The organism is Candidatus Poriferisodalis sp. (assembly GCF_965204125.1).
Lineage (GTDB): Bacteria > Actinomycetota > Acidimicrobiia > Acidimicrobiales > Poriferisodalaceae > Poriferisodalis.
In genome coordinates this window covers 1100728-1123612 of sequence record NZ_OZ241968.1, presented here as the reverse complement: position 1 = coordinate 1123612, position 22885 = coordinate 1100728, and the positions used below count along the sequence as shown (strand labels likewise).

Sequence of the window (22885 nt, the reverse complement as noted above, 5' to 3'; positions counted from 1 at the left end):
TGCCCCAGCGAAACGGAGGCAGCCCAACGAGAGTCCGACCGCAAAGACTGGGGCGCCCAGCTAGATGCCCTCCGCGCCGAGGTGATGCACCAGTTCCGCTGGCTGGTCAGGATCGGCGTGGCAATCCTCGACCCAACCGAAGCGCCGTCCGAACCCGTAGTCGCCGAGGGGCATATAGACCGTCCCGCCGTCGGCGAGCGCATCGAAGAGCCGCTCGATCTCGGAGTCGTCGTCATCGTATATCTCGCCGTAGCGCTCCAGAGCCTGTTTCGCCTGTCCGTTCTGGAACAGGCTGTGAAAGCCGATCGACTTGGCCATGGGTTGGTCTCCTCGTTGAACCGTTGCTAGGGCCAAGAGTTAAGACCAATCCTGGCTAGCTGGCCTTGGTCTCGTTCGTCGACTGGGCGTCGTGCGGTTGGGGAGTGGTCGCTTCGGCGGGGACTGGCGGGAAGAAGTCGCGTGGGATTTTCTCAGTCGGCACCTCGGTACGCGGCATCGCGCCCCCGCGGTATTCGAATCGAGTCGATCTGGCGGATCGCTGCGCTTTGGTGGCCCGCCTAGTCTTTGCCGCACGAGAGGCCTTTGAAACCCGCTGTGACTTCGCCACGCGCTTCGTCTTCGTTGCTGGCTCGCTCACGTCTCGTATCCCATGCCTACTCGGGGATCAACTCGTGGGTGGATGCGAATCCTAATTCCTCGATGTCTTCCCACTTCACCAGAATTCCGCCTCCCACCAGTGTCATCGTCTCACCTGATGGTCCCTGATGCCATAGGGGCATCCCATCAACTTGGTCGAGATGGACCGCTTCGGCGATGTAGATGTCGCGCTCGGCACTGTGGAGTCCTGCGTAGGAGGAAAGGTACGCATAGCGGCTGTAATGCCCGCCGACCCATCGGCCTGACTTCAGCCGGCAACGCACAAATCCTGATTCGCGTTCGCTGAACAGGTAGTCCCATGCCGTCGGAGCGCTGCGCCGACTCTTGAACCACGACCACTGGCCGAGCTGGGCTGACCACAGGCCGAGTAGCCACCCCGCCAGCGCCGGCAATCCGATGTACGCGAACGGCACGACGACGAGCCAGCGCGGAAGGGACTCCCGAGCTGCGAACTGATCCCAGTACTCGGTCCACAGCCAGTACAGAGGCCATGCGAGAGCTGCGACGCAGAGCGCCGTGAGTGCGGCGAGCCGTGCGTACCAGTCCCTCAGTCGGCGGGAGTAGATCTCCTTCGACTGCTCGTAGCCCCACGCTGCGAAAACGCCGGGGACCAGCAGAATCAACAGCAGCAGGGTTGCGACGGCCAACGCGGACATTCGGGGAGTTTCGCACGACGTCGCAAGCGGAAGCACGTGATTTTTTGTATGAGGACGTCGATGCGATGCGTGCACTTCGCGCACAGCCGGCTTGGCGCTGTTCGGCTCGAGGCGCCGTGACGACGCGGGCGCGGTGATCCCTGGCGTGAGGCTCTGACGGTGGGGTCGCTGAGTTTGGTGCAGGTTTCGGAGCCGGTAGGGCTACGTTGTGGGTGCCTCGCTGCCCGGCTGATGCGGCGGTCGAACAAGAACCACACGTGCGCTATCCAGCGTCGCGAGACCCAGCGAGGCCCCATATCCACCCTGATCGGGAGGACTGCCGATGGCGGTCCGCCCCCGGATGGTCGCATTGCTGGTTCGACTCCAGCAGCGGGACCCAGTCAAACAGAGGAGAAGAGCCAATGAGTGAAATCAAGTTCACAGCGGAATTCGAGGGCAAGACCTACGATCTCGGCACCGTCGACGTGCCCGACAGCGTTCAGCGCGACACGCTGGTGGCCGCAGGCCTTGCACAAGGCGTAGAGAAGGACACCCGAAAGTCCTGGACCGGGGTCGGCGGTGACAGCCACCCTGTGCCAGTCGGCTGACCGAGGTTTCGAGCCGGGCGAGACGGTCGGTGCGCGCTGCGTTCCCGGCTTTACGCTTGGCGCCGATGCCTGCGATGCGTTACCCGTTCCGGTGCCGGGTGTAGTCCCAAGCGGCCCAGTGCCAGGGGAACTCTGCCTTGTGCCCTCCGGTCGCGTTATCTATCCAAGCCAGCAGCAGGTCCCGGTCGAGCTCTGGTGACTCATCGGTCGGAAACGACGTGAATACCTCGGCGCGTTGCGGGTACGGCCGATGCTCGCTCGTGCCGTCGCCGAGCTGGCCCCGGTCATTGCCTCCCCAGCACGAAACCCCGCCGTCACGGTGCAGCACGCATGAGTGAGCGGTCACTTCGGTGGTCTGCCGACCGAGGCTCACGTCGATCGCGTCGGTGATGTCCGCGAGCCGCACGGGTTCGGTTCGCGCCTCTCTCGTGCCGTCCCCCACCTGTCCCACGTTGTTGTCCCCCCAGCAGGAGACGCCGCCGTCGCGATGAACTGCGCAACCGGTGCCGAATCCCATGGCCACGTCAACGACGTCTCGCAAACCGTCCATCTTCCAGGGCGTGATGGGATCGAAATAGGTGGACCAGCAAGAGACCTCTCCTCCCGCGACCACAACGCAGGTGAATTCTCCGCCAATGGAGATGGCCGTCACGCCGCGGAGCCCATCGACAGCGCGGGGCGGTCCTTCGAACGCTCCCCACCCCCAGCACGTCACCCCGCCGCTGCCGTGGATGACGCAGGTCGAATCGTTGCCAGAGCTGATTGCGACGGCATCGGTCACGCCTGGCACTCGCGTGGGGCGGCGGAACTCAGTTTCCTCGAGGCCGTGGCCTATCTCGCCGAAATAGTTCGATCCCCAGCAGGAGACGCCGCCGTCGCGATGCACCGCACAGGTGAATCTCAGCCCTGCAGATATTGCCACGGCGTCATCGAGGCCTCGCACCCTCACCGGCGTGTAGTGATCGTCGCCGTCGCCCTGCCCGAGTTGCCCCCAGCCCCCCGAACCCCAGCAGGAGACAGTCCCCGCCGCATGCAGTGCACACACGTGCAGCTGCTGGCGTCCACCGAAGGTCTCGTCGCCACTGGTCAGCGCAACGACGTCGTGCAGGCCCGCAACACTCAACCGCTGCCGCAAGCCATGGTCGCCCCAGCACGTCACCGTGCGGTCCACACGCACCATGCAAGTGCGTCCACGTGATGCAGCAAGGAGCATGTCGCCGCTGCGCGGCCCCTCGATGGCCGGGTACGACGTGGGGGGCTCGAGCGTCGAGGCGCTGCCGGCGTCGTCACTGGCTGCTGCGGTGACCGTTGCCGACGGCACAATGGCAGCGCCGAGCGCTGTAATTCCGACGAGCACCAGCAGCACAGCCATCCTCGTACACCGCACCCGGCGGACCCTAGTGATCAGCCCGACATGTGGTGGCGGGCGAATGAGGTGACTATGCGTCGGCGGTGAGCGCTTCGATGTTGTGGGTGCCGGCGGCGGTTGCGAGTTGGGTGTCGAGGGTGGCGAGCGCCCGGGCGTCGTGGCGTACGGCGGTCTCGAGCACGATGGCGTTGGGCAGGCGCAGCCCGGCGCGAGCGCTGGCGTCTATGCGCGCACGATGTCGATGTCGATGCGGGCCGCGTCGGCGAGCGCCGCTATGTCGTGAGGGTCAGAGGTCACTATCTGGTCGCCTCCTTGGCACAGGGCGACGAGCGCGGCATCGATGGCATCGACAAGGCCTGTCCGCGCCAGCAACACACCTGCCCGGCGGCCCAGCTCATCGTTGAGCGGCACAACGCGAGTACCCAGCAGCGCTTTCGCCAGCCGGGCTTGACGCCCTGAACCGCCCCGCCACACCTGCGCCACCACGCCGCCATGGGTCAGCGGGGGACGGCCGGTCAGATGAGCAACCTCCACACGTTCCCAGAGCACCTGCTCGTCGCGTTCGAGGGCGATCAGTGCCCCCGCATCAAGCACCAAGCTCACGCTCGGCTCTCCGCTGCTGCCATTCGATGCGGAACCGCTCCGCCTCTTCGCGATCAAGGCGGCGCCGTTCCTCGACTTGCTCCAGGGTGATCTTGCCGAACTCGGCCTCGTAGTCGGCTATTGCCTCGCCGAGGGCATCGAGCAGCCGCCGCTGCTCGCACTTGTCGGCCAGTGCCTCGTTGATCCATGCACTCACCGAGGAAGCATCCCCGGCGCTCACAGCGGCGCCGGCAGCTTCCAGGAGGTCTTCATCGATGGTGACCGTGATGCGGCGCTTAGTCATACCTTTATCTTATTCCGCCCAATTTCCGGCGGGCGAGAGGGCTGTCAGGGCCAGAGTTCGTCGGCGGCGAGGGCGTGGTGGAGTTGGGGCATGGTCCACACGTCGATGCCGTCTTCGGTGCGGAAGGATCGCTGGCCGCGGTATGCCAGCACGCGGCGGCGCAGGCCCGGCAGATCCGCCAGGGCGCGCAGCCCTTTGAGCATTGAGGTGTTGTAGCGCTCGGCGGCCTTGACCTCGATGCCGAGGTGCTCGTGGTGGCGTGTGAGCACGAAGTCGACTTCGGCGGAGGATTCTGTGGCCGCCCAGTAGCCGATGTCGTCGTAGAGGTGCTGTTGCTCGTTGTGGGCTCGCAGCAGGCCCAGCACCCAGCCTTCGAGCAGCGCGCCGCGCTCTTCGGCGGCGACGGGCCCGAGCTGGCGCTTGACGGCGCGCACGAGCCCCGGGTCGGCCCAGTACAGCTTCGGGCGTCGCCGCTCGCGCACGCGCAGCTTGGCCTCGAACGCCGGCAGCCTGACCGCCAGCAGCGTGTCGTCGAGCAGCTCCAGGTAGCCGCTGACGGTCGGGCGGGCAACGCCGGTGTCCCGGGCGATCGACGCTGCGTTGATGCTCTGGCCGTGCATCAGCCCGGCCACGGGCAGGAACCGCACGAACCCCGCCAGGTTGCGCACCGCCGCTTCGGACCGGATCTCCTCTCGCAGGTACATCTGGGTGTAGCTGGTCAGGACCTCGCGGCGCTCTGAGGCCGCCCACACCAGCGGGATCGTCCCCCACGCCAGCGCCTCGTCGAGGTCGAAGCTGTCGCCGAGCTCGGCGGGGGTGAACGGGTGCATCTCCTTGCGCAGCGCACGTCCGGCCAGCAAGTTGGTGCCGGCCGATTTCAGCTTGCGGGCACTCGAGCCGAGCAGCGCGAACAGCACCCCGCGGTCCTCGATGTGCCGGTGCACCTCGTTGAGCAGGCTCGGGATGCGCTGCACCTCGTCCACCACCACCCATCGGCCGCGCTCGACGCCCGACAGCAGGTGGCCGAACAGCGACGGGTCCCCCAGCAGGTCGGTGAACAGCGCCTCGTCGAGCAGGTCCAAGCGCAGCGCGTCGGGCAGGGCGCGACGCGCCCATGTGCTCTTGCCGATCCCTCGCATCCCCAGCAGGAAAAAGCTCCGATCCGGTACCTGGGTCAGCCGTTCGTACTGCATTCCTGCAAAAATAGCCGAATTCTGATATATAGCCATGCACTTTTCGGCAGGAGCCTCGTGTTTGCTGTCCGAAAAGGCGTAACCCCGGCCGTTTGCCGAAGCATTGACGGTTCCGGGGTCTTCGATCGAGAGCTTACGGCTGGCGAGTCAGCTGTCAACGTTTGATCTGCAACGCGTCGCTGTAACGATCACGCCGGCACGACTCAGCTCCTATCTGAGAACAGCCACAGGAGATCTTGAGGCCGCGAGGCGGCGCCGGTCAGGTGATGTTGAGGAGCCAGGACACGCCGAATCGGTCCTCGACCCAGCCGAAGCGCCGTCCGAACCCGTAGTCGCCGAGGGGCATGTAGACCGTGCCGCCGTCGGCGAGCGCATCGAAGAGCTGCTCGAGCTCGGGGTCGTCGTCGCATTCGATGAACGGCGCGATGCCAGGCGTCATGTCCCACTCGTGCTGGATCGGGGAGTCGATGCAGACAAATCGCCTGCCCAGCACTCGGAATTCGGCAACCTTCACTTGGCCGGCCGGCCCGTCGCCGTCGCCTTGGTAGAGGTCGAGGCGATCGAGCGTGTAGTCGTCGAAAATCTCGCCGTAGCGCTCCAAAGCCTGTTTCGCCTGCCCGTTCTGGAACAGGATGTGAAAGCCGATGGACTTTGCCATGGGGCGGTCTCCTCGTTAAGCCATCGCCGCTCGCAGCGGTGCAGGCCGTTGGCTATAGGTTGGATGAGTCTCGCAGTGTTGCTCTGCGAGGAAGTCGCAAGCCCCGGAGGGCCAGTCCGAGACTCCGCCAGGAGTGCCTAGGACGGGAGCCGGGGCTTACGCATGTCCCGGCGCCGCGAGTTCCGGGTTTTGGGTTCTATTCCAGTGTCAGGGTCGGCAGCACTTGGATGCCGAACTGCCGCCAGTCGGCGGTCATTGGGCGAGGCGAAGCGCTGCCTGGTCAGCCGAGCGGACGACTGACCGGTTGTCGAGGCCTTGGGCGATCCACGCCGCCGGTGTGCTGCCGTCGAGGTCGTCGTGCTGGGCGGTGGTGGCCCACGCGGCGACGATCTGCGGGTCGGCGGAATCGAGATAGTCCCTGAACGCGGCGACGATCTCGGCGACCACAGGGCGAACCGATCGCGAGCCAGCGTCGAACTGCCACGCGGGGAACCAAGTGGTGCTTCTGCCCCGCAGCCCGATCAGCGTTCCGCTGCGCTACCAGCCCATCGAATGGTCGATGAACAGACCGAGCAAATAGCGCGCCGAGGAGAAGGGCATCGATGTCCTGATGGCACTCGACATCGCCCTTGGCGCCTGTGACGACCTGTACGACGTTGCGATAGTTGTCTCGGGCGACACGGACCTGATTCCTGCGCTTGAGTACGCGCGTCGGCCGCGGGGCCAACAGTTCGCCGCGTCGCACGCTCTGTATCGGGCTGCGCCATCGAGGCAACCCGAGCGCCTTGCGCTGAGACGCTCGGGGACTGTCAGGGCTCGAGATCGCACGGAAAGGAGCCGAACAAGGAGAGGCTGAACCTTGGCTGCTCGGGCGCGTGAAAATCGTTGGACATCGGCACGGTCGGTCACCCATGATCGAGCGATCTGCTGACCGCTCAGCCGACCTGCCTTGGAGTCGCCCGTACACTGCGGTGCTGTAGGACGGCGTGCCGGGGAGGTGTATTGGCATGAGCGACAGCGGCGACGATGTCAAGGTCATCCATTACACCGACGACGATGTCCGCGAAGGCAATCAGCGCATGCTCGATGATGTCGGTTGCACTTGGGAGCAGCTGCAGGCGCAGGCCCAAGCCGGCCGTTTCGAGAGCGCGAAGGCCCGCGACGTGTGGCTCGTCATCTCGTCCTTTGAACCAGCTACAGCGTGACCTGGAGCGCCAGGCGAAGCAGTTCGCCGGCGAGACAGCGGATGTGCTCAATGGCACCGTCACTGACGGCATCCGATTGGACTGCGGGCTGTACACGCTCGGTTCGCACGGGCAGGCGATAGTCACCTACAAGCTGGACCGCATAAACCGCCGGGGCGAATCCATTCCGCTGAAGATCTCACGTACACCGGCAAAGCTGTCCCTGCGTGTGTTCCATGCGCTGCGAATGGACGACGAGAGCCGTCATCTGGCCAACATCAAGAGCACGTACGGGCTCTACGTTCAGCACAAGAGCGCCTTCGCGTATCACTACGAGCGCGATGCCGACAACAACTACCCGGCAGCGCACCTGCACATCGACGGCAAGGCCAAGCGCTTGCAGGGGATTCTTGACGTCGTCGGCCGCGGCAAGGACAAGCCGACCGCTCTGCACTTGCCCGTCGGGGGCCGCAGGTATCGGCCGAGCCTCGAGGACATCATCGAGTTCTGCATTGTCGAGAGACTTGTGGATGCCCGTGACGGCTGGCAGCAGCGGCTCAGCCAATCACGCGAGAGGTTCCACGAGCAACAGCTCAGAGCAGCAGTGCGAGACAAACCCAGTGTGGCTGCCGAGGCCTTGATGAGCCTCGGTTGGACGGTCCACGAATAGGCGCTGGGCACGGCGCTTCGCCGCCGCCGAGCCTCAGCCGTCTCGCCCGGCCGTCACCTGACGGTGCGACGGCTTCTGATCTAACGCCTTGGCGGCCGCCGGGCGAGCTGTCAGGGCTCGAGATCGCACGGGAAGGAGCCGAACAAGGAGAAACATAACCTTGACTACCTACTCGAAGCGGCGAGGCAGGCGTTCCCTCGCTGCGATCCTGGCGGCGATGCTCATTGCATCGGTGCTCGCGGTCGTAGCGGGATCCCCAGCCCAGGCCGCAAACACAGCAAGCGAAGTGCTGGTCGACGATGCCCGTGAATTCGCGGGTCAGGATCGTTACGACACTGCGCTCCGCCTTGCCAAGAATTTCGCCACGAACAAGGGCGGTCTTGGTGCCGTGCCGGCCGTCTTCATTGCTTCGGGCGAGACCTTGGTCGACTCCATCTCCGTTGCCGGTTTTGCCGGTTATGCCGACGCCCCGATCCTGCTGACCCCTACGGGCAGCCTGCATGGCGGCGTCGCTGACTTCATCGAGGACTATGACGTTAAGACGGTGTACGTCTTGGGCGGCTCGGCCGCAGTGGGCGACGCGACCTTGGGCGCGATCGAGGGTCTGTTGTCGAAGCCGACGGTCACCCGCATTGCGGGCGCTGATCGGTACGGGACGGCTGCTGCAGTCGCCGGGATGATCGAAGCTGAGTCGTCGTGGTGCGGAACCGACGCTGTGAGCGCAGTGCTCATCAACGGCAGCTCCGACGCCTTGCCGTTCGGCGTGGCCGTCCAGACGACCGCATACCGGCTGCAGCTCCCGGTGTTGATGACCCTTGCCGATGAGCTGCCTGACGCGACAGCCGACTACATCGACAAGAACGACGTGGAACATGTGCAGATCATCGGCGGCACGGACACGGTGTCGGCTGGTGTCGCGTCTGCGCTGACCACGCTCGGTGTTGACACGGTGGCCCGAGTCGACGGCGACTCCGCTGCGGCGGTGTCGGTAGAGCTGGCCAAGCTCGCTGGCAACGGCTGCGGCGATGACTTGGCGCCGGTGTCGACCAACCGCGTGGTGCTGGTGCGCGGCAACCCGGACGGCGTCGCTGCCGCTCCGGTGCTTGCCTCGACGTTGGCCAATGGCGATCTGGTGACGCCGCTGATCGTCGGCGACACGTTGCCGGCTTCGGTGCGCGACTATCTCGCGGCCACGCCGCAGGTCGTCGGTGGCAGCAAGCTCGCGCTGGGCATTGTCGCCATCGGCGGTACAGCCGCAGTGAGCGCAGACGTCATGGCTGCGGCCATCGACGCGGCCGCGTCGTCGGGTTCTCTGTCGGTGGGCATCGGCGCGACGACCGACACCAACCGCGACAACAAGATCAACGCGGACGATCCGGTGCGGCCTGGCACGGCCTTCTCGCTGTACTTCAGCGACGATGTGGCAGGCACTGATGCGGAGTTGCTGGCGAAGGTGCGAGACATCGTCGAGGTGAACGGTGCCGTGGCGCAGGTTGCTACTGCGACGACGGCGACGATTACCGGCGTGTGCACGCCGCGCAGGGTCGATGTGACCCTCAGCAAGGCTCTGACGAATGGCGACACGCTTTCAGCTGCCTCTTCGGTTCATACGTTCGGCACGCAGTCCGATCAGCGCAGGCTCGCGCCGGTCACTCCTGAGAAGGTGGTCGCGGCACCCGCGGACACGACGAGGCCCAAGGTGACCATCATCGGTATCGCCAACGAGACGGCGTTCCAGATCCGGATCGCCGATGCTGGTGGGCTTGATTCCGGTGCTGAGATCACCGCGGACGAACTGACGTTCACGTCGGGCAAGGGCACTGCGACGCTGGGCGCGGTGACGCACACTGCCGGCGAGACGACGGCAACCGTCGCGGTGACCCGCGCAGCTGATGCCGGCGGCAACGCGACCGCGGACACGTTGGTGGTTGGCGACCGTCTGACGATCAAGTCGGGCGCTCTTGCTGACACCTCCGAGAATGTGAATGCCTCGACGACGGGTCGGGCGATCGCCGAGCCGAAGAGCCCGCGCATCACGTCGGTGCTCTTGAGCAACCCGCTGTACAGCGCGCAGAACGTTTGGACTGTGCCGGACAGCGTGGGTGCCACGGGTGACAATGCGATCACCATCACGGCCAAGGCGAGCGGCGATGCCGCAGGTGCCGCAGGCAATGCGTGGAGTGTTGTGTTCGACACTCCGAGCACCTACAGCGCCGAAAAGGCAAGCGACATCGACGTGCGAGTCGACACCAAGGGCAAGACGGTGACGGTCCGGTTCGTGAACGGCCCGGCGACCGTTGGCAGCCTGCTGGCAGCACTGAAGGCCAACAGCGCCTTCGATGAGCGCTTCTCCGCTGGCACCGGCTGTGACGCCGTCGCAACGACCGCGTTGACACCGTCGAACGCTGCTGATGACCGCGATGCGGCGGCTTCGGCCACTGGTGCGGGTCGGACGCAGTTCGCTATCGAAGTCCGCTTCGGCGCCTACATCGCCACGCACGTCGATGACGAACTGCTCGCGGACATCTTCGCCCGCACCCTTGCCCGCAACCGCAACAACGAGGACGCGGACACCCAGTCGGAGCTGATCGCCTTACTGGGTACCGATGCGGGTACCGGCACCCTCGTCGGCACCGCGCCGAGCAAGACGGTGCGCTACGAGATGGAAACGGCCTCGGTCGCATACATGCCGATGGACCGGGATCGCGTCCTTACCCTTGCTGGCGCTGAAGCTGCAACTGACGCAGATGCCAACAAAGCCGGCGACCAGGCAAGGGCTTTGGTGGCGCATGTGGCCACCGGCTACGCACCTGACGATCCCAACGAACCGGCTGACGAGTCCAAGAACGGAAAGTCGGATCTTCGGATCTCCCAGACGAGCAGCATCAAGGCCCGCAACTAGCGAGTTACTGCACAGTTGACCTGAACTGATCGGGGGATTGCCCGCCTGATCGGCAAAGACCAACAACGAAGGAGCCCCGGGGTTTCGGCCCCGGGGCTCTTCGCGTCTGCGGTCGTCAACTTCCGGGACTCCGGAACAGCAACGCACCAACTTCTACAATCTGCTGCGTGAGCAGACCGACGAACAGACAGCGGAGTTCGTGATGTCGTGCCTCGCTCCGGCACCGCTGTCGGACCTGGTCGCCAAGGGCACCTGTCAGCAGAGTTCTCGAAGTTCTCGCTCATGATGTCCAACCAGCGCCAGGCCGACCTCCAAGAACTGGCCGCCCAATGCGAGGCCGACCGCCGAGCACACGCCGCCCAATGCGAGGCCGACCGCCGAGCACACGCCGCCCAATGCGAGGCCGACCGCAAGGAACGCCGCGAGGACATTGCCTCCCTCAGCAAGCAGATCAGCCGGCTGGCGTTCTGGGTGCCGATCGAGATGCTCTGTGCCCTTGCGGCAGTCGTTGCCATCACCGAGTGGCTGCGCGGCTGACCAGCGCAGAGACGCCGCACTAGCCAACACCGGGGACCGAAAGCGGGCGACCACGGGCCGAAACCCCGGGGCTCTTCGCGTCCGGCTTTTGGTAGTTGCACAGACTATTTTCTGCTTGCTAGGAGATGCGTATGCGAGAACTGCGAGAGACGATCGACGAGGCCAGCGCTCGACGCGGCTCGCTGCGGCGCCGTGCGTCGGTGAGCGCGCTGGCGGCGCTCGCCGTGCTCACTCTGATCGTGCCGGGCACGCCGGCTGCAGCGCAGGAATCTGATCGCCCGCCCGCACCACAAGGGCTCTCGGTGGCCGCGGCGACGCACAGCTCGGTGACGCTCTCGTGGACTGCGTCGGACGACGGCAGCGTGACCGGCTACCAGGTGCTCCGACGCGACCACAGCGACGGCGCCGCCAGCACCTATGCCGTCGTGGCGGATCTCCTCGGCAGCAGCGTCAGGTCGTTTGTCGACTACGGAGTCTCGCCGTCGTCGACGTACTTCTACCGCATCAAGGCACGCAACTCGGCCGGGTTGAGCGGGTGGTCGGCCTATGTGCGCGCCGACACCCCAGCGGCACCGGCTGGGAGCCTCAATTGGGACAAGCAGTCGCTGCCGGTCAGCGACGACAAGGAGTCCGACGACGGGTCGGTCGGGCAACGCTCGAGTCATGACGAGACGCCGCCGGCCAGCACCCCGCCGAGCCAGCCGACGGCCAGCGCATCTGGGCCCAGCAACGAGCCGCCAGACGACTCAGATGAGTCCGACGGCGAGCAGGAAACCCAGCCGCCTCCGACCGAGGAGCAGAGAAAGGACCGCCTGGTCGTTCGAGTGGCTCCGTCTCAATAGATCCAACCCGGAGCCGAGCTGACAGCCCGCCCGCGCCGCAGGCTATGCGTCACCGAAGGGGTTGAGCACCTTTGCTCCGGTTGGCTCGAAGTCGCGGGTGTTGCGGGTGACCACGGTGAGCCCGTGCTCGAGTGCCGTGGCGGCGATCAAGAGGTCGGCATTCGCATGCCCGAGCAGCTCAACGAGGCGGCCCCACCGCCGAGCCGTGCCGGTATCGACGGGGAGCACGCGGTCGCCGTACCAGGTGAGCACCTTGTCGAGCCAGTCGGCGAGTTCCAGGGCGAATGCGGGGTCGCGATCGCGCTGGCGGGCAATGCCGCGCTCGATCTCGCCGATGGTCACCACGCTGAGATGCAGGTCGGCTGTGCGTTGGCTCTCCAGCCACCCGACGACCGACGGGTTCCGGTGGCGACGGCGCAGCGCCGAGAGAACATCGGTGTCGAGCAGCAAGCTCACAGCTCGATGTCCCTGGGTGACACATCGAGCCGCTCGAATTCGCCGCCGTCGGTCGGCATGGCGGCCAGCAGGCGGCCGAACGTGGGCGCGGCAGCACTGTCGAGCCGGCAGAGCCGCTCGAACTCATCCACCGCCACCACCACGACCACGGGCTGGCCTCGCCGCGTCACATGCTGCGGCTCGCCGCCCAGCGCCGCCTCGACAACGGCGCTGAACCGGTTCTTGGCGTCCTGCAATTGCCACATCTGCGCTGCATCCGCCACAATGACCCCCTGCATCGACGCCACTACAATCTAGACAGACAATCTAGCCAGCGGACTGGCTCATAGCCCGACCAGCCGCCTCGACGTCGAGCGAACCGCAACGAACCAACTTCGGCAATCTGCTGCGCAGCATCACGGGGCTCAGCCTCAGCGCGCTGTTCGTGCAGCCGGTCCCTATTGGGGGGCGTCGGCGCTGCGGGGCAGCCCTGCGGCGGCCTCGAGGCGAGCGAGACGGTCGGTGTGGTCCAGCAGAATCGCGTTGATCTCCCGGAAGCCCGCCTGCATCTCAGCCCGCAGGCCGCCGATCTCGGCGCGCAGCTCGTTCCGCAGCTCGGTCCGCAGGCCGCCGATCTCGGCGCGCAGCTCAGCGCGCAGCTCGGTACTGAGGCTGTCGATGCGCGCGCCTTGAGCGTCGATGCGGCCGCCCAGCGAGCTGAACTGCCACATCATCAAACCGATCAGCGCTCCCAGCAGCGTGGTCAGCAGCCCGCCGAACACGCCCATCACCACATTCGGCGACACGCCCTGCCGCGCCGCCTCGCTGCCGACAGCGGGCGTGTGCTGTGGGGCCGGTTCGGTCATCGCGGCGGTCGTCTCGACGGGTGCGGGCATCGGGCCTCCTTCGGCTCTGCGGCGCTGACAGCGCACATCTGGTTCCAGGAAGGTCGCCGCATGAGCCGGGCAACGAGGCAGTCACACCGTAGCCCGAAAGGCTCAGGAACCTGCACCGAATTAATGGCATCGACGAGTCTGCTGCATGCAGTCCGGTGCCGCCGCACACGGAACACCGCTGCCGACGTCGACGCTCGCCTGAGCGCAGTTCGTGCTTGCTTGGAGGTGCCTATGCGGGCCTTGTCCGTTGCCTCAACCGTGAGAGCCGCCATGACGGTGAGGTCGCTGTCGCGGAGCGCAGCAGTGGGTTCTTACGCTTGCGTTCGGCTGCGGCGGGCGATTGCGTCAGATATCGGGCCGAGACGCGCCGGGCCGGAGAACGCGCCGTAGTCGACCAGTATCCGGATGTCCTCGGCGCTCATGGCCGCGATGGTGCTGAAGACACGTGCTATCGCGGAGGCACGGGACCTCGACGCCGGCACCTCGATGTCATAGACACTGCAGAAGTGAGCGATGTCGCCGAAGGTCGGCATGAAGGATTTCTCGTCGAACCGCTTTGCGAGCTGCACGACATCGTCGGCAGTCTCGCTCGGAAGATCCATCTTCTCGACGCGCTCTAGGGCGGTGGCTGCACGCTTCCGCTTGACTCTCGGACCGACAGCACGCTGTGCTGATCTGCCGGAACTAGGCGCGGCGTCCTGGGCCTGGCCGTCGAGCCCGCCAATCTCGTGAAGCGATCGGCTCACCTGCTCGAGCCCGTGTTCTCGCACGAGCTCTCGCAGCGAGGCAACGAGTCGGTCTCCCGTCACAGCAGGTATCCCTCCTCAGACAACGTGCGGCGCAGTTCCCGTTCAAGAGCGTAGAACGACCTTCTGGCGTTACCGAGCCGGCTGTAATTTCCTCGCATCATCTTTGGGAACCCACGGGAGTACGGGAGCTGCTTGGAGAAGATCCGCCAGCTGTGCTTTGCGGCTTCGCCCCTGATGTCGGTCATGGCTTGTGCCTTTTCGGGTCCACCATCATTTCCGCCCTTGTACCCGGCATCGTTGATCACGATGCCGAGCACATCGAGCTCGTGACCGGGGTTCTGCTTCCTAAACCCCTCCAACGATCTGTGCAGTAGCGGGAATCCGATGGTGGCGAAGTACTCGGGGCGAACGGGAACTAGCACATACCGCGAGGCGTGATAGGCAGCCCGCGTGAGAACCGACTCCGTTGGAGCACAGTCGATCAAGACAATGTCGATGTCATCGAATCCATCTGCGATGAAGCGCGCTAGGGCCTGATCGTCCGTTCTCGTCGCCTCACACAGGTTGTCGGAGAAATCGAAGCGAGAAGGAATGATGCGCAGTTTCTCGCCGCGGCCCGGAATTGTCCGTGCTACATCGGCCGGGTCCAGCGGGGTCGGCGAGGCCGCGCTGCGCGGAGGCTGATATCCCTTGAACACCTCAACCACCGACGGCGACTCGTCATCCATGAACCGCCGGTAACCAGCCTCACCCATGAGCGCCTGGGACATGTTCGCCTGAGGGTCCAAGTCGATCGCTAGGACCTTGTGGGTTCGCGCAAGGTGCCGACAGAGCAGCGTTGCGATCGTCGTCTTGCCGACGCCGCCCTTCATGTTGATCACGGAGACCGCGACTCTCGCGCTCGGTTCAGTTCTTGGGGGTGTTGCTGCGGTCATGGCGGCGGTCGATTCGTTCGTGGCGGATACCGGGCCTCGCTGAGCCTTGCGGCGCTGAAGAGCGCTCTCGTGGTTAGGAATCGACTGCCGCATGAGCCGGCAGCGAGGCTGAACGCACCATAAGCCGACCAGCACAGGAACCTGCACCGAATTAGTGGCGTACGCGGGTGCGCTGCATGCAGCGGGCGCACGGTTCGCAGCCGCCCGCGTGGGCAGGTTCAACCAGCCCGGAAACGGGAAGGACCCCCGACCTAGTGGTCGGGGGTCCGTTCCCTCCCGAAGAGGGACTCGGGTCTAAGTGGTGTTGGCCAAGGGAGAGGCCCCCGCCCGGACGCAATGTGATGCCTGCATCGGACGGGGGCCTCAGGCCCTCAGCTATGTGACAACCGGTCTAGGCGGGAGCCTTGACAGAGCTGCTGCGGTGCATCCACAGACCATCGTTCTTGGCGTTGGTGGTCTCGTCACCATCGGTGTCGTCGGTGCCGGTGAGACCGTCGTCGGCGTAGCCGGTGGCGACATCTCCAGCAGCGACAACCACACGGTCCTTGCCGGGCCCGGGCTGCAACAGCAGACCGGCATCGCCCGCAGTGGCGACGATGTTGTAACGGACCCTGTCAGATGGTGCCACGAACACCTGTGTCACACTGCTATCGGTCGCCAGGTTGGCCAGATCGACGCCGCGCTCTGCGACAGCGTCCGCGAACACGTCGTCACGCAGCGCGTTGTCGGTCACCGTCTGGAGGTAGCCGTTGAAGATGACTTCCACAGCCATAGTGGTACGGCCCTCAGCGAAGGCAACGGGAGTGTCCAGACCAGCCGGTGGCGAGTCTCCCGTGAGAGTGAGCTTCGTGGTGCTCTTGGGAGCCCCGCAGGTGCCGGCTGCCGCATTGTCGGCCGTCTTGGCGATAGCAACGTCGAACAGCGCTGCGAATGCCCTGTGACCGTCGAGCGCCGTTTTGAGATCCCCGTAGGTCGGTGCGCCACGACGGACTGTCGCGACTACACGTCGGCCCTTGGTATCGACTGACACAGCGATGTCGGCGTCACCAGCGGGCACGGTGCTGGCGTTGCGCAGCCGGAATGTCCAGCCGTTGCCGCGCACACCTGCCGCTGCGCCGTCCTTCTTAGCGGTCAGCGTGATGTCCGCCACTCCGCCTGTTCCTGCGATAGCGACCGGAACCGTTGCAGTTGCTTGGTTGGTGTGGTTCTCGTCGCTAACGCGGATCGCTGTCGGCTTCGGGGAAACTTTGGCTGCGGCAACCCTGCCATGTGCACGTGGGCTGTCGTTGCCTTCAGCGTCGACAAGCGCGCCTCTCATGAACGTGATCTGGTCCCCGGCCTTCCACTCAGCGACGAGGGTGGTGTCAGTCTGAGTGCCGAGCGTCAACTCGAAGCGTGCCGTGCCGTCTGCTGCCAACGACACATCAGTGATGGCTGCGAGCACGAGCGACTTGCCGCCACGGGTTGCACGCACTTCACCATCGTTGGCGATATTGGTGGTCGCGGCGTTGTCGATCGTCAACCCTGTGTCGGTGCCCGTGCCGAGATCGTCGGAAGCAACCGTGACCCAGACGGTGCCAACGTCGCCGCTGTTCTGGTCCTCAACACCGACGATGGTGATCTTCGGGCCAATCTTGTCGACTGGGTTCGCGGGCACCGTCACCGAAGTCGACACGACATTGCGCTGGTCATCGCCAGCACCAACCGTCAGCGTCGAACCGGCGACCGAGATGACATCGCCAGCTTTGAGAGCCGGCACACCGGTGATGCGCACGATCGCGGAATCGCAGCGATAACTCGACTCTGTGGCTTCCACAGTGCCGTCAGTATCGGCGTCAGCAACGGTGAAGACAGCTGGAGCGCCGTTGATCTCGACAATGTCACTGAGCTTGGCTTGCAGGCCGGTGCTGTTGACACGGTCGTTGAACCGCAGCGTGAAGCTTGTCGCATCGACAACGGGCGGCTTTCCGAAGTCATCATGCGTCGGCATATCAACGTTGTTGGTAATCGACACAGTGAGCGCATCAGCCGAAGCAGCAGCATCAATCGCCGCTGCCATCACAGCCTCCGACACCGCAGCGGTGCCGCCGATAGCGAGCAGCTGATAATGCACCTTGTTGCCATTACGCAGCGACGGCGTCGCGGCGAGGTAATCACGCACCGATGCGGGCAGCGTGTCACCGACCAGCAGGATCGGCACGAGATTGCCGTCCGACAGAACCGGCGCAGCGGTGATGGCGTCAGGGGCGACATCGCGTCCCCAGCCGTTCACCAACGCAGCCCGATCAAACGCAACCGGCGCCAGATCGTCAGCGCAATCGCCAGTGACGGTCTTGGCGACGTTCACCGACAACTCACCGGCGTTGTCGCCAGCGATGCGCTCAACGACATCGACACCGTCAGCCGCCAGCATCTTCTCGATGCCCGCGGACACGTCGGCGGTCGAGCCGACAATCACAACATGCTCGATGCTGTTCTCGTCGATCCAGTCGCGGGTCGCGTCAGGCAGTTCGTCAGCGGCGGTAAGCAACACTGGCACCGCGAGACGGTTCGCAACCGGCCCGATGACTGTCGCACCGGCCAGCGACGTGCTGCCACCATTGACCAGCACCGCAGCCTCATTGTCGGAATCGCACCACGACCGAGAACCATTCAGAGCCGAAGCGATCGCAGCAGCAGTCGCATACCGGTCGTCGCCAGCGATGCGCGTCACGGTCGGCTCGTGGACCAGGCCCTCGATGGCGGTGACAACCGCATCGGAGACAGCGGCGGTGCCGCCGAGCACATGGATCGTTCCAATGCCGTAGTCCTCGAGGAATGTGCCGACGCCTCGGTGCAGTTCCCCGCCAGGGGTGAGCAGCACCGGTGCGTTCAGGTCGCCTGCAAGAGCTGAGACAGTCACGGCGTCGACCAGCGACTCACCCGACGCGACGAAAGCGACGGGAACTCCGCCGATGCTGCCGTTGTTCTCAGCAAAGTCCTTCGCGAGTGCCAGAGCAGTCTCATAGCGGGTGTCGCCGGCGAACTGGCGCACCTTCGGAGTCTTCGCGTCGTTGTCATGGTCGACGAGTACTTCGCCGGCCGTGTTGGCCGCGTGCGCCGGTGAGCCGGCGACCACGGCGAGCACCGATGCAATGAGCATCGCCGCCAGGATCGCAGCGAGGGAACGCCTGCCTCGCCGCTTCGAGTAGGTAGTCAAGGTTATGTTTCTCCTTGTTCGGCTCCTTTCCGTGTGATTTCGGGTCTTGACAGCCCCAAGAGGGGCGCTTGTCAGCGGCCGGCTGAGCAGCCCGAGACGGTTGGTTGACGGGTTGACGGGTTGACGGGCCGCGGCGTAGGCTGCGGTCATGGCGATGGCGACAGAGGCGACCGGCGAGCGCTCGCTGCGCGAGGCTCTGGATCGGTTCTTGCGCTCCAACGCGGGCGAAGGGGCATCGGGGTCGCCTGCGGTCATCGTGGCCGAGAGCTTCCTGCGGGAGCTGCGGTCCTCCATGGAGAGCCTCGGGGATCTCGACGAGACCGCCGCGCAGCGCATCGGCGGCTCCGCGGCAGAGTCGGTCATTGCCTCAGCGGCGTGGTCAGCCGCTGTGGGGGAGCGCTATGACACCGCCCAGGTGTGCGCGATGCTCGGGGTCTCCCGCCAGGCGCTGTCCAAGCGGCAGCGCAGCGGAACGCTGATCGGGCTGCGCGGGCGCAGCACCACCTGGTTCCCAGCGTGGCAGTTCGACTCGGGCTCGCGATCGGTTCGCCCGATGGTCGCCGAGGTCGTCGCCGCGTTCAGGGACCATCTCGATGCCGCCGACCCGCAGATCGTCGCCGCGTGGGCCACCACCGCCCAGCACGACGACCTCGACGGCAGCACGCCGGCGGCGTGGATCGCCCAGGGCCGCGACAACCGGGCAGTCGTCCGCTCGGCCGAGCAGGCAGCGCTTCGCCTCGCCCAATGACCGCCGACTGGCGGCAGTTCCCCACACGAACGCTGCGGGCAGGGTCCTCGCTTCACCGCATCCACCGTGCCGACCGTGCCGCCGACCACTACGACACGACCGACCGGCACAGATTCGGGGCCCCGCCTGGCCACCAGCGATACGGCGTGTGCTACCTGGCGCCGGAACCGATCGCTGCATACATCGAGGTGTTCGGGCGCATCGGCACGCTGGGGACCGCCGAGATCGACAGCCGCAGGATCAGCGAGGCGACCGGTGCCCGTGACCTGCGACTGGCCGATCTGTCGCACCGCTCCGTCCTCGGCCGCTTCGGCGTGACCGCAGCGCATTCGACCGGCACCGACTACACACCGTCACAGCAGCTCAGCGGCCGATTGCACGACGCCGGACACGACGGCATCGTCTACCGGGTCAGACACGACCCCCAGATGCAGCTCGAAGCCGTCGCCGTGTTCGCCCGACAGCCCTCGCCGCTGAACTGGCACGACCCCCAACCCATCCCCAACAGCCTCGTCCGACAAGGACAGCGATTCGGCATCCGAGTGCTCCCGACCCTGACGCTGGAATAGAACCCAAAACCGAGAGCCCGCGGCGGCTCGACGAACCGCCCACCCCGTCTGGTTCGAACGAACAGACACGATCCTGTTTCTCCTTGTTCGGCTCCTTTCCGTGCGAACTCGAGCCCTGACAGCCGTTCACGTGCCGCCCGGATACGGCCCAGTGCGGCGTTGCTGTGCGAACCTCAGGATTCGTCTACGCGAGACCGGAATCGCGACGACAAACGCCGCTCGACCGGTCGGTTGCGGCTGAGCTCAGTCCTGGGCTTCTGCCTCTTCGAGCAGTTCTCGCAGCAATTGCACTAGCGCCGGGATGTCGTCGCGCACGTAGTGATCCCAACGACGCAGCCGGGGATCAGACATCGACGGCCTCGGCCTCCACATAGGGGCGAAGCTCGCTGCGAACCTCGTCACGCACGCTCGAGCCGAACAGCGCAAGACCAGCGACGCCGAACCGGTCGACGAGCTCGCGCTTGTGCTCCCGCAGCAGCGCCAACGTCTCTGCGCCGGTTCTCATGGTCGTAGCGACGCGGCCCCGCTCTCGCCGAGGCGCTCCGTCCCTCTGGCAAACCGGCCTAGAGCCGACCCGCACAGACGCGAGGTGGCCCTCTCAAGGTCGGACCGTGGCGGTTCCCGGAGATTCTCAGTGTGTTGTGCAGTGCGTCACCGGGCCGTGTCGCAAACGCACATCCCGGACGTGTCGCGCGTACCGCAGAAGCCTCTCAGAAGGCTTGCGGTCCGCGGTGTTTGAGCTTCGGACTTGTTGATTTCTTGCGTATTGCTTTGTGCGTAGGGCTCGTAGTGATTTCAACTACGAATTCGGTCTGCAGTCTGAATTACAGATTACTTCGCTAATAAGTATAGTATTGATATGGAGCCGGTCGGGATAGCGGACGCCGCCAAGCAATTGAGCATCAGCCCTCGTCGCGTCCACCAGCTGGTCGCCGCAGGTCGGCTGAGTGGCCGCCGGATCGGGCGATCATGGGTGCTCGACCGTGCCGATGTCCAACGATTTGCGTCCGCCCGGCCCGAGGCCGGCCGGCCGTGGAGCCCGTCGTCGGCCTGGAACGTGCTGGCGCTGGCGAACGGGGACGCCGTGCGGGGCTCGCCGGTCGACCGGTCGCGGGCGAAGCAGCGGCTGCAAGTCGGGCTCGAGCCGCTCGCCAGGCGCCTGTCGAGCCGCGCCCGAAGCCGCTGGTTCTACGCGCACCCAGCAGTGCACTCAGAGATGCTCTCGCACCCGAGCGTGGTCGCCAGCGGCATCAGCGCGCTCGGCGATCACCGCGTCGACTTGGTGGTGAGCGACCAGTCCGAGGCATACGTGCCCCAATCGCGGGTCGCCGAACTGGCCGAGCGCTTCGCCCTCGACGCCCACTCAGACAGGCCCAACGTCCGACTGCGAGTCGTCAGCGACCACGACTGGCCCTTCGAGGCTGGCCAGCGCGTGGCTTCAGCGCCCGTCGTGGCCGTCGATCTGCTGGACTCACACGACCAACGCACCCAGCGCGCCGCACGCGAGCTGCTGGCCAGAGCATGAACGGCCGCAAGATCATCGACCGGGAGCCCGTCGCGCTGCCCGTCCTGCCCGGCATCGATGACCAGCTGTGGCCAGCACTCATCGAGCTGGCCGAAGTTCAGCAGACCACCTGGACGCTCATCGGCGGACAGATGGTGCTGCTGCACGCCCTAGAGCACGGTGCACAACCCTCGCGAGTCTCAACAGACCTCGACATAGTTGTCAACGCTCGCGTCGCCTCCGGGGCAGTGCGAGAGTTCGTAGCCGCTCTCGAAGAAAGCGGCTACGAACTAGCCGGGCATTCGCCTGACGGAATCGCTCATCGCTACGGGCGCGACGGCGTCAGCGTGGATGTCCTGGCACCCGAAGGGCTCGGCGAACGCACCGACCTCACAACCACTCCACCAGGGCGGACGCTGGCCGTGACCGGCGGCACTCAGGCACTCAACCGAACCGAAATGGTGCCGGTCACGTTTGAAGGACAGGTGGGGCTCGTGCCTCGGCCGTCCCTGCTGGGGGCCATCATCTGCAAGGCATGCGCGGTCGACGATGACGACGTTCCACTCGCCCAGCGCTCAGATCTCGCGCTGCTGCTCAGCCTGGTCGAACACCCACTGGCGACGGCCGACGAACTGGACCGCAAAGACCGCCAGCGGCTCGCCAGACGATCAGAAATGAACGATCGACAACACCCCGCGTGGGACACGCTCGACCAGACTGAAGCCGACCGCGGACTGGCGACCTACCGACTCCTCACCCGCAGGCCCTAGCTCGCGGCGCCCCAGATACAACCCAACGATCGAAGCGGGCGCGAAGAACCACCCGCCTCGTGGGTTCGAACGAACAGACACGATCCTGTTTCTCCTTGTTCGGCTCCTTTCCGTGCGATCTCGAGCCCTGACAGCTCGCTAGACGGCCGTTCATGCGCAGCGCGGATCGTGTCGGTTGCGCAGACCTTGCGTCTAGGCCGTGCTTCTGCGGCAGTTCCACGGCAAATCCGGCTCTCGGCGACATTCAGTCAAATTGGTTTTGCCGATCAAGCCGATGATGCAAGGCTGCCTGAGCTGTTGGCCTTGCATGCTGCGAGGACCGCGATTGGACCCGTCGGGATCTTCTCGCCACAGGTCGATCCTGAGTCGTTCGAGAATCGCTGTACCAGGAGCCTGCCGTGATTCTCTAGGAGCCGCAGCTAATGCTCGAGACCCAACTGGACGAGTCTCTTGCACCGGGTGCGACACGATCTCACGGTGACGATGCCAAGCTCGTGGAGACGTCCCAAGCAGTTCATCGGCAGCACCATTCTGAACATCACGTCCGGGCGAGACTGCTGCAGCGAGCCTTGGCGTCGCTCTCGAATGAGTTCGGCGTGGCCGAGATTGTGATCGAGAGCCGTTCGAGACTGCAGTTAGGTCCTGGCCAGCTAGATCAGAAGGACCACCAGGTTCTCAGGAGGTTGCGGGGTCAAGGACTGATCAGCGCGGTTCGACTGCGACATGACAACAAGAGCGAAATCATGCTGAGCTTGCCTGACTTGCTGGCAGGAGCTCGTACCGATCACCTGTGTGGGGTGAACAGGACTGCGTTCGCCTTGATCGCCGGCCGGGTTCGAGCGGTGACACGGTGGCCTGACATCGCGTCCTGACACGCAGAGGCCCCGGAGCTGCCAGCCGGCAGCCGATCCGGGGCGTACTTTCGGCGGGGGCCTATGG

Annotated in this window: 26 protein-coding genes; 11 read left to right on the top strand and 15 right to left on the bottom strand. The window is 65.4% G+C overall.

What is annotated here, in order from left to right:
• Nucleotides 1-60: 60 nt before the first annotated feature.
• Together ACOGXD_RS05205 and ACOGXD_RS05200 are read right to left on the bottom strand one after the other, a co-directional pair.
• Nucleotides 61-318, bottom strand: a complete 258-nt coding sequence (locus tag ACOGXD_RS05205; RefSeq protein ID WP_419916849.1) for a hypothetical protein — start codon at nucleotides 316-318, stop codon at nucleotides 61-63.
• Between the two features lie 335 nt (nucleotides 319-653).
• A complete protein-coding gene (locus ACOGXD_RS05200) occupies nucleotides 654-1313 on the bottom strand; it encodes a DUF6338 family protein (RefSeq protein WP_419916848.1) in 660 nt (219 codons plus the stop codon).
• 401 nt (nucleotides 1314-1714) lie between these two features.
• Here ACOGXD_RS05200 and ACOGXD_RS05195 point away from each other — a divergent pair, with 401 nt between their 5' ends.
• Nucleotides 1715-1900: a hypothetical protein gene (locus ACOGXD_RS05195; protein WP_419916847.1), complete on the top strand. Its 186-nt coding sequence runs from the start codon at nucleotides 1715-1717 to the stop codon at nucleotides 1898-1900.
• A 79-nt stretch (nucleotides 1901-1979) separates the two neighbouring features.
• Here ACOGXD_RS05195 and ACOGXD_RS05190 read toward each other — a convergent pair whose 3' ends face one another.
• The 6 genes from ACOGXD_RS05190 to ACOGXD_RS05165 all read right to left on the bottom strand — a co-directional run bounded on the left by ACOGXD_RS05190 (nucleotide 1980) and on the right by ACOGXD_RS05165 (nucleotide 6453).
• On the bottom strand, nucleotides 1980-3272 hold the full coding sequence (locus ACOGXD_RS05190) for an RCC1 domain-containing protein (protein ID WP_419916846.1): 1293 nt from the start codon (nucleotides 3270-3272) through the stop codon (nucleotides 1980-1982).
• A gap of 219 nt (nucleotides 3273-3491) precedes the next feature.
• On the bottom strand, nucleotides 3492-3872 hold the full coding sequence (locus ACOGXD_RS05185) for a hypothetical protein (RefSeq protein ID WP_419916845.1): 381 nt from the start codon (nucleotides 3870-3872) through the stop codon (nucleotides 3492-3494).
• A complete protein-coding gene (locus tag ACOGXD_RS05180; protein ID WP_419916844.1) occupies nucleotides 3856-4155 on the bottom strand; it encodes a hypothetical protein in 300 nt (99 codons plus the stop codon). The genes ACOGXD_RS05185 and ACOGXD_RS05180 overlap by 17 nt, the downstream gene beginning before the upstream one ends.
• Nucleotides 4156-4199: 44 nt before the next feature.
• Complete coding sequence (locus ACOGXD_RS05175; protein WP_419916843.1) at nucleotides 4200-5384, bottom strand: ATP-binding protein; 1185 nt, start codon at nucleotides 5382-5384, stop codon at nucleotides 4200-4202.
• 223 nt (nucleotides 5385-5607) lie between these two features.
• Nucleotides 5608-6006 (bottom strand): VOC family protein, encoded by a 399-nt coding sequence (locus tag ACOGXD_RS05170; RefSeq protein ID WP_419916842.1) that lies wholly within the window; start codon nucleotides 6004-6006, stop codon nucleotides 5608-5610.
• A gap of 252 nt (nucleotides 6007-6258) precedes the next feature.
• Nucleotides 6259-6453 (bottom strand): hypothetical protein, encoded by a 195-nt coding sequence (locus tag ACOGXD_RS05165; RefSeq protein WP_419916841.1) that lies wholly within the window; start codon nucleotides 6451-6453, stop codon nucleotides 6259-6261.
• A gap of 163 nt (nucleotides 6454-6616) precedes the next feature.
• Here ACOGXD_RS05165 and ACOGXD_RS05160 point away from each other — a divergent pair, with 163 nt between their 5' ends.
• From ACOGXD_RS05160 to ACOGXD_RS05135, 6 genes are all read left to right on the top strand, one after another.
• Nucleotides 6617-6862: a hypothetical protein gene (locus ACOGXD_RS05160; RefSeq protein WP_419916840.1), complete on the top strand. Its 246-nt coding sequence runs from the start codon at nucleotides 6617-6619 to the stop codon at nucleotides 6860-6862.
• Nucleotides 6863-7013: 151 nt separating this feature from the next.
• Entirely contained in the window at nucleotides 7014-7211 is a 198-nt protein-coding gene (locus ACOGXD_RS05155; RefSeq protein ID WP_419916839.1) for a hypothetical protein, read from the top strand.
• The gene (locus tag ACOGXD_RS05150; protein WP_419916838.1) at nucleotides 7192-7860 is read left to right on the top strand and encodes a hypothetical protein; all 669 of its coding nucleotides are present in this window, start codon (nucleotides 7192-7194) and stop codon (nucleotides 7858-7860) included. The genes ACOGXD_RS05155 and ACOGXD_RS05150 overlap by 20 nt, the downstream gene beginning before the upstream one ends.
• 88 nt (nucleotides 7861-7948) lie before the next feature.
• Nucleotides 7949-10762, top strand: a complete 2814-nt coding sequence (locus ACOGXD_RS05145; protein ID WP_419916837.1) for a cell wall-binding repeat-containing protein — start codon at nucleotides 7949-7951, stop codon at nucleotides 10760-10762.
• 207 nt (nucleotides 10763-10969) lie between these two features.
• Entirely contained in the window at nucleotides 10970-11299 is a 330-nt protein-coding gene (locus ACOGXD_RS05140) for a hypothetical protein (protein WP_419916836.1), read from the top strand.
• Nucleotides 11300-11430: 131 nt separating this feature from the next.
• A complete protein-coding gene (locus ACOGXD_RS05135; protein ID WP_419916835.1) occupies nucleotides 11431-12141 on the top strand; it encodes a fibronectin type III domain-containing protein in 711 nt (236 codons plus the stop codon).
• Between the two features lie 42 nt (nucleotides 12142-12183).
• Here ACOGXD_RS05135 and ACOGXD_RS05130 read toward each other — a convergent pair whose 3' ends face one another.
• The 6 genes from ACOGXD_RS05130 to ACOGXD_RS05105 form a co-directional block, all read right to left on the bottom strand.
• Nucleotides 12184-12597, bottom strand: a complete 414-nt coding sequence (locus tag ACOGXD_RS05130; RefSeq protein WP_419916834.1) for a type II toxin-antitoxin system VapC family toxin — start codon at nucleotides 12595-12597, stop codon at nucleotides 12184-12186.
• Complete coding sequence (locus tag ACOGXD_RS05125; protein WP_419916833.1) at nucleotides 12594-12875, bottom strand: type II toxin-antitoxin system prevent-host-death family antitoxin; 282 nt, start codon at nucleotides 12873-12875, stop codon at nucleotides 12594-12596. Before ACOGXD_RS05125 ends, ACOGXD_RS05130 begins: the two co-directional genes overlap by 4 nt.
• A 159-nt stretch (nucleotides 12876-13034) precedes the next feature.
• Nucleotides 13035-13472, bottom strand: a complete 438-nt coding sequence (locus ACOGXD_RS05120) for a hypothetical protein (protein WP_419916832.1) — start codon at nucleotides 13470-13472, stop codon at nucleotides 13035-13037.
• A 311-nt stretch (nucleotides 13473-13783) separates the two neighbouring features.
• Complete coding sequence (locus tag ACOGXD_RS05115) at nucleotides 13784-14281, bottom strand: hypothetical protein (RefSeq protein ID WP_419916831.1); 498 nt, start codon at nucleotides 14279-14281, stop codon at nucleotides 13784-13786.
• The gene (locus tag ACOGXD_RS05110) at nucleotides 14278-15093 is read right to left on the bottom strand and encodes a ParA family protein (protein WP_419917356.1); all 816 of its coding nucleotides are present in this window, start codon (nucleotides 15091-15093) and stop codon (nucleotides 14278-14280) included. Before ACOGXD_RS05110 ends, ACOGXD_RS05115 begins: the two co-directional genes overlap by 4 nt.
• Nucleotides 15094-15547: 454 nt before the next feature.
• Nucleotides 15548-18298 (bottom strand): cell wall-binding repeat-containing protein, encoded by a 2751-nt coding sequence (locus tag ACOGXD_RS05105; RefSeq protein WP_419916830.1) that lies wholly within the window; start codon nucleotides 18296-18298, stop codon nucleotides 15548-15550.
• A gap of 205 nt (nucleotides 18299-18503) precedes the next feature.
• On the opposite strand from ACOGXD_RS05105, the gene ACOGXD_RS05100 reads away from it, so the two are divergent.
• Nucleotides 18504-19103, top strand: coding sequence for a hypothetical protein (locus tag ACOGXD_RS05100; RefSeq protein WP_419916829.1), 600 nt, complete (start codon nucleotides 18504-18506; stop codon nucleotides 19101-19103).
• On the top strand, nucleotides 19100-19672 hold the full coding sequence (locus ACOGXD_RS05095; protein ID WP_419916828.1) for an RES family NAD+ phosphorylase: 573 nt from the start codon (nucleotides 19100-19102) through the stop codon (nucleotides 19670-19672). Before ACOGXD_RS05100 ends, ACOGXD_RS05095 begins: the two co-directional genes overlap by 4 nt.
• Nucleotides 19673-20015: 343 nt before the next feature.
• Here the strand turns inward: ACOGXD_RS05095 and ACOGXD_RS05090 are convergent, their stop codons facing one another.
• Entirely contained in the window at nucleotides 20016-20177 is a 162-nt protein-coding gene (locus ACOGXD_RS05090) for a hypothetical protein (protein ID WP_419916827.1), read from the bottom strand.
• A gap of 354 nt (nucleotides 20178-20531) precedes the next feature.
• On the opposite strand from ACOGXD_RS05090, the gene ACOGXD_RS05085 reads away from it, so the two are divergent.
• Both ACOGXD_RS05085 and ACOGXD_RS05080 read left to right on the top strand, forming a co-directional pair.
• Nucleotides 20532-21197, top strand: coding sequence for a helix-turn-helix domain-containing protein (locus ACOGXD_RS05085; RefSeq protein ID WP_419916826.1), 666 nt, complete (start codon nucleotides 20532-20534; stop codon nucleotides 21195-21197).
• Nucleotides 21194-21946: a hypothetical protein gene (locus ACOGXD_RS05080; RefSeq protein ID WP_419916825.1), complete on the top strand. Its 753-nt coding sequence runs from the start codon at nucleotides 21194-21196 to the stop codon at nucleotides 21944-21946. Before ACOGXD_RS05085 ends, ACOGXD_RS05080 begins: the two co-directional genes overlap by 4 nt.
• Nucleotides 21947-22885 lie beyond the last annotated feature (939 nt).

Bases quoted from the DNA above. Each gene is read 5' to 3' on its own strand.
- ACOGXD_RS05205 (WP_419916849.1), bottom strand. From the start codon at position 318: ATGGCCAAGTCGATCGGCTTTCACAGCCTGTTCCAGAACGGACAGGCG.
- ACOGXD_RS05200 (WP_419916848.1), bottom strand. From the start codon at position 1,313: ATGTCCGCGTTGGCCGTCGCAACCCTGCTGCTGTTGATTCTGCTGGTC.
- ACOGXD_RS05195 (WP_419916847.1), top strand. From the start codon at position 1,715: ATGAGTGAAATCAAGTTCACAGCGGAATTCGAGGGCAAGACCTACGAT.
- ACOGXD_RS05190 (WP_419916846.1), bottom strand. From the start codon at position 3,272: ATGGCTGTGCTGCTGGTGCTCGTCGGAATTACAGCGCTCGGCGCTGCC.
- ACOGXD_RS05180 (WP_419916844.1), bottom strand. From the start codon at position 4,155: ATGACTAAGCGCCGCATCACGGTCACCATCGATGAAGACCTCCTGGAA.
- ACOGXD_RS05175 (WP_419916843.1), bottom strand. From the start codon at position 5,384: ATGGCTATATATCAGAATTCGGCTATTTTTGCAGGAATGCAGTACGAA.
- ACOGXD_RS05170 (WP_419916842.1), bottom strand. From the start codon at position 6,006: ATGGCAAAGTCCATCGGCTTTCACATCCTGTTCCAGAACGGGCAGGCG.
- ACOGXD_RS05160 (WP_419916840.1), top strand. From the start codon at position 6,617: ATGGCACTCGACATCGCCCTTGGCGCCTGTGACGACCTGTACGACGTT.
- ACOGXD_RS05155 (WP_419916839.1), top strand. From the start codon at position 7,014: ATGAGCGACAGCGGCGACGATGTCAAGGTCATCCATTACACCGACGAC.
- ACOGXD_RS05135 (WP_419916835.1), top strand. From the start codon at position 11,431: ATGCGAGAACTGCGAGAGACGATCGACGAGGCCAGCGCTCGACGCGGC.
- ACOGXD_RS05125 (WP_419916833.1), bottom strand. From the start codon at position 12,875: ATGCAGGGGGTCATTGTGGCGGATGCAGCGCAGATGTGGCAATTGCAG.
- ACOGXD_RS05120 (WP_419916832.1), bottom strand. From the start codon at position 13,472: ATGCCCGCACCCGTCGAGACGACCGCCGCGATGACCGAACCGGCCCCA.
- ACOGXD_RS05110 (WP_419917356.1), bottom strand. From the start codon at position 15,093: ATGAAGGGCGGCGTCGGCAAGACGACGATCGCAACGCTGCTCTGTCGG.
- ACOGXD_RS05105 (WP_419916830.1), bottom strand. From the start codon at position 18,298: ATGCTCATTGCATCGGTGCTCGCCGTGGTCGCCGGCTCACCGGCGCAC.
- ACOGXD_RS05100 (WP_419916829.1), top strand. From the start codon at position 18,504: ATGGCGATGGCGACAGAGGCGACCGGCGAGCGCTCGCTGCGCGAGGCT.
- ACOGXD_RS05095 (WP_419916828.1), top strand. From the start codon at position 19,100: ATGACCGCCGACTGGCGGCAGTTCCCCACACGAACGCTGCGGGCAGGG.
- ACOGXD_RS05090 (WP_419916827.1), bottom strand. From the start codon at position 20,177: ATGAGAACCGGCGCAGAGACGTTGGCGCTGCTGCGGGAGCACAAGCGC.
- ACOGXD_RS05085 (WP_419916826.1), top strand. From the start codon at position 20,532: ATGGAGCCGGTCGGGATAGCGGACGCCGCCAAGCAATTGAGCATCAGC.
- ACOGXD_RS05080 (WP_419916825.1), top strand. From the start codon at position 21,194: ATGAACGGCCGCAAGATCATCGACCGGGAGCCCGTCGCGCTGCCCGTC.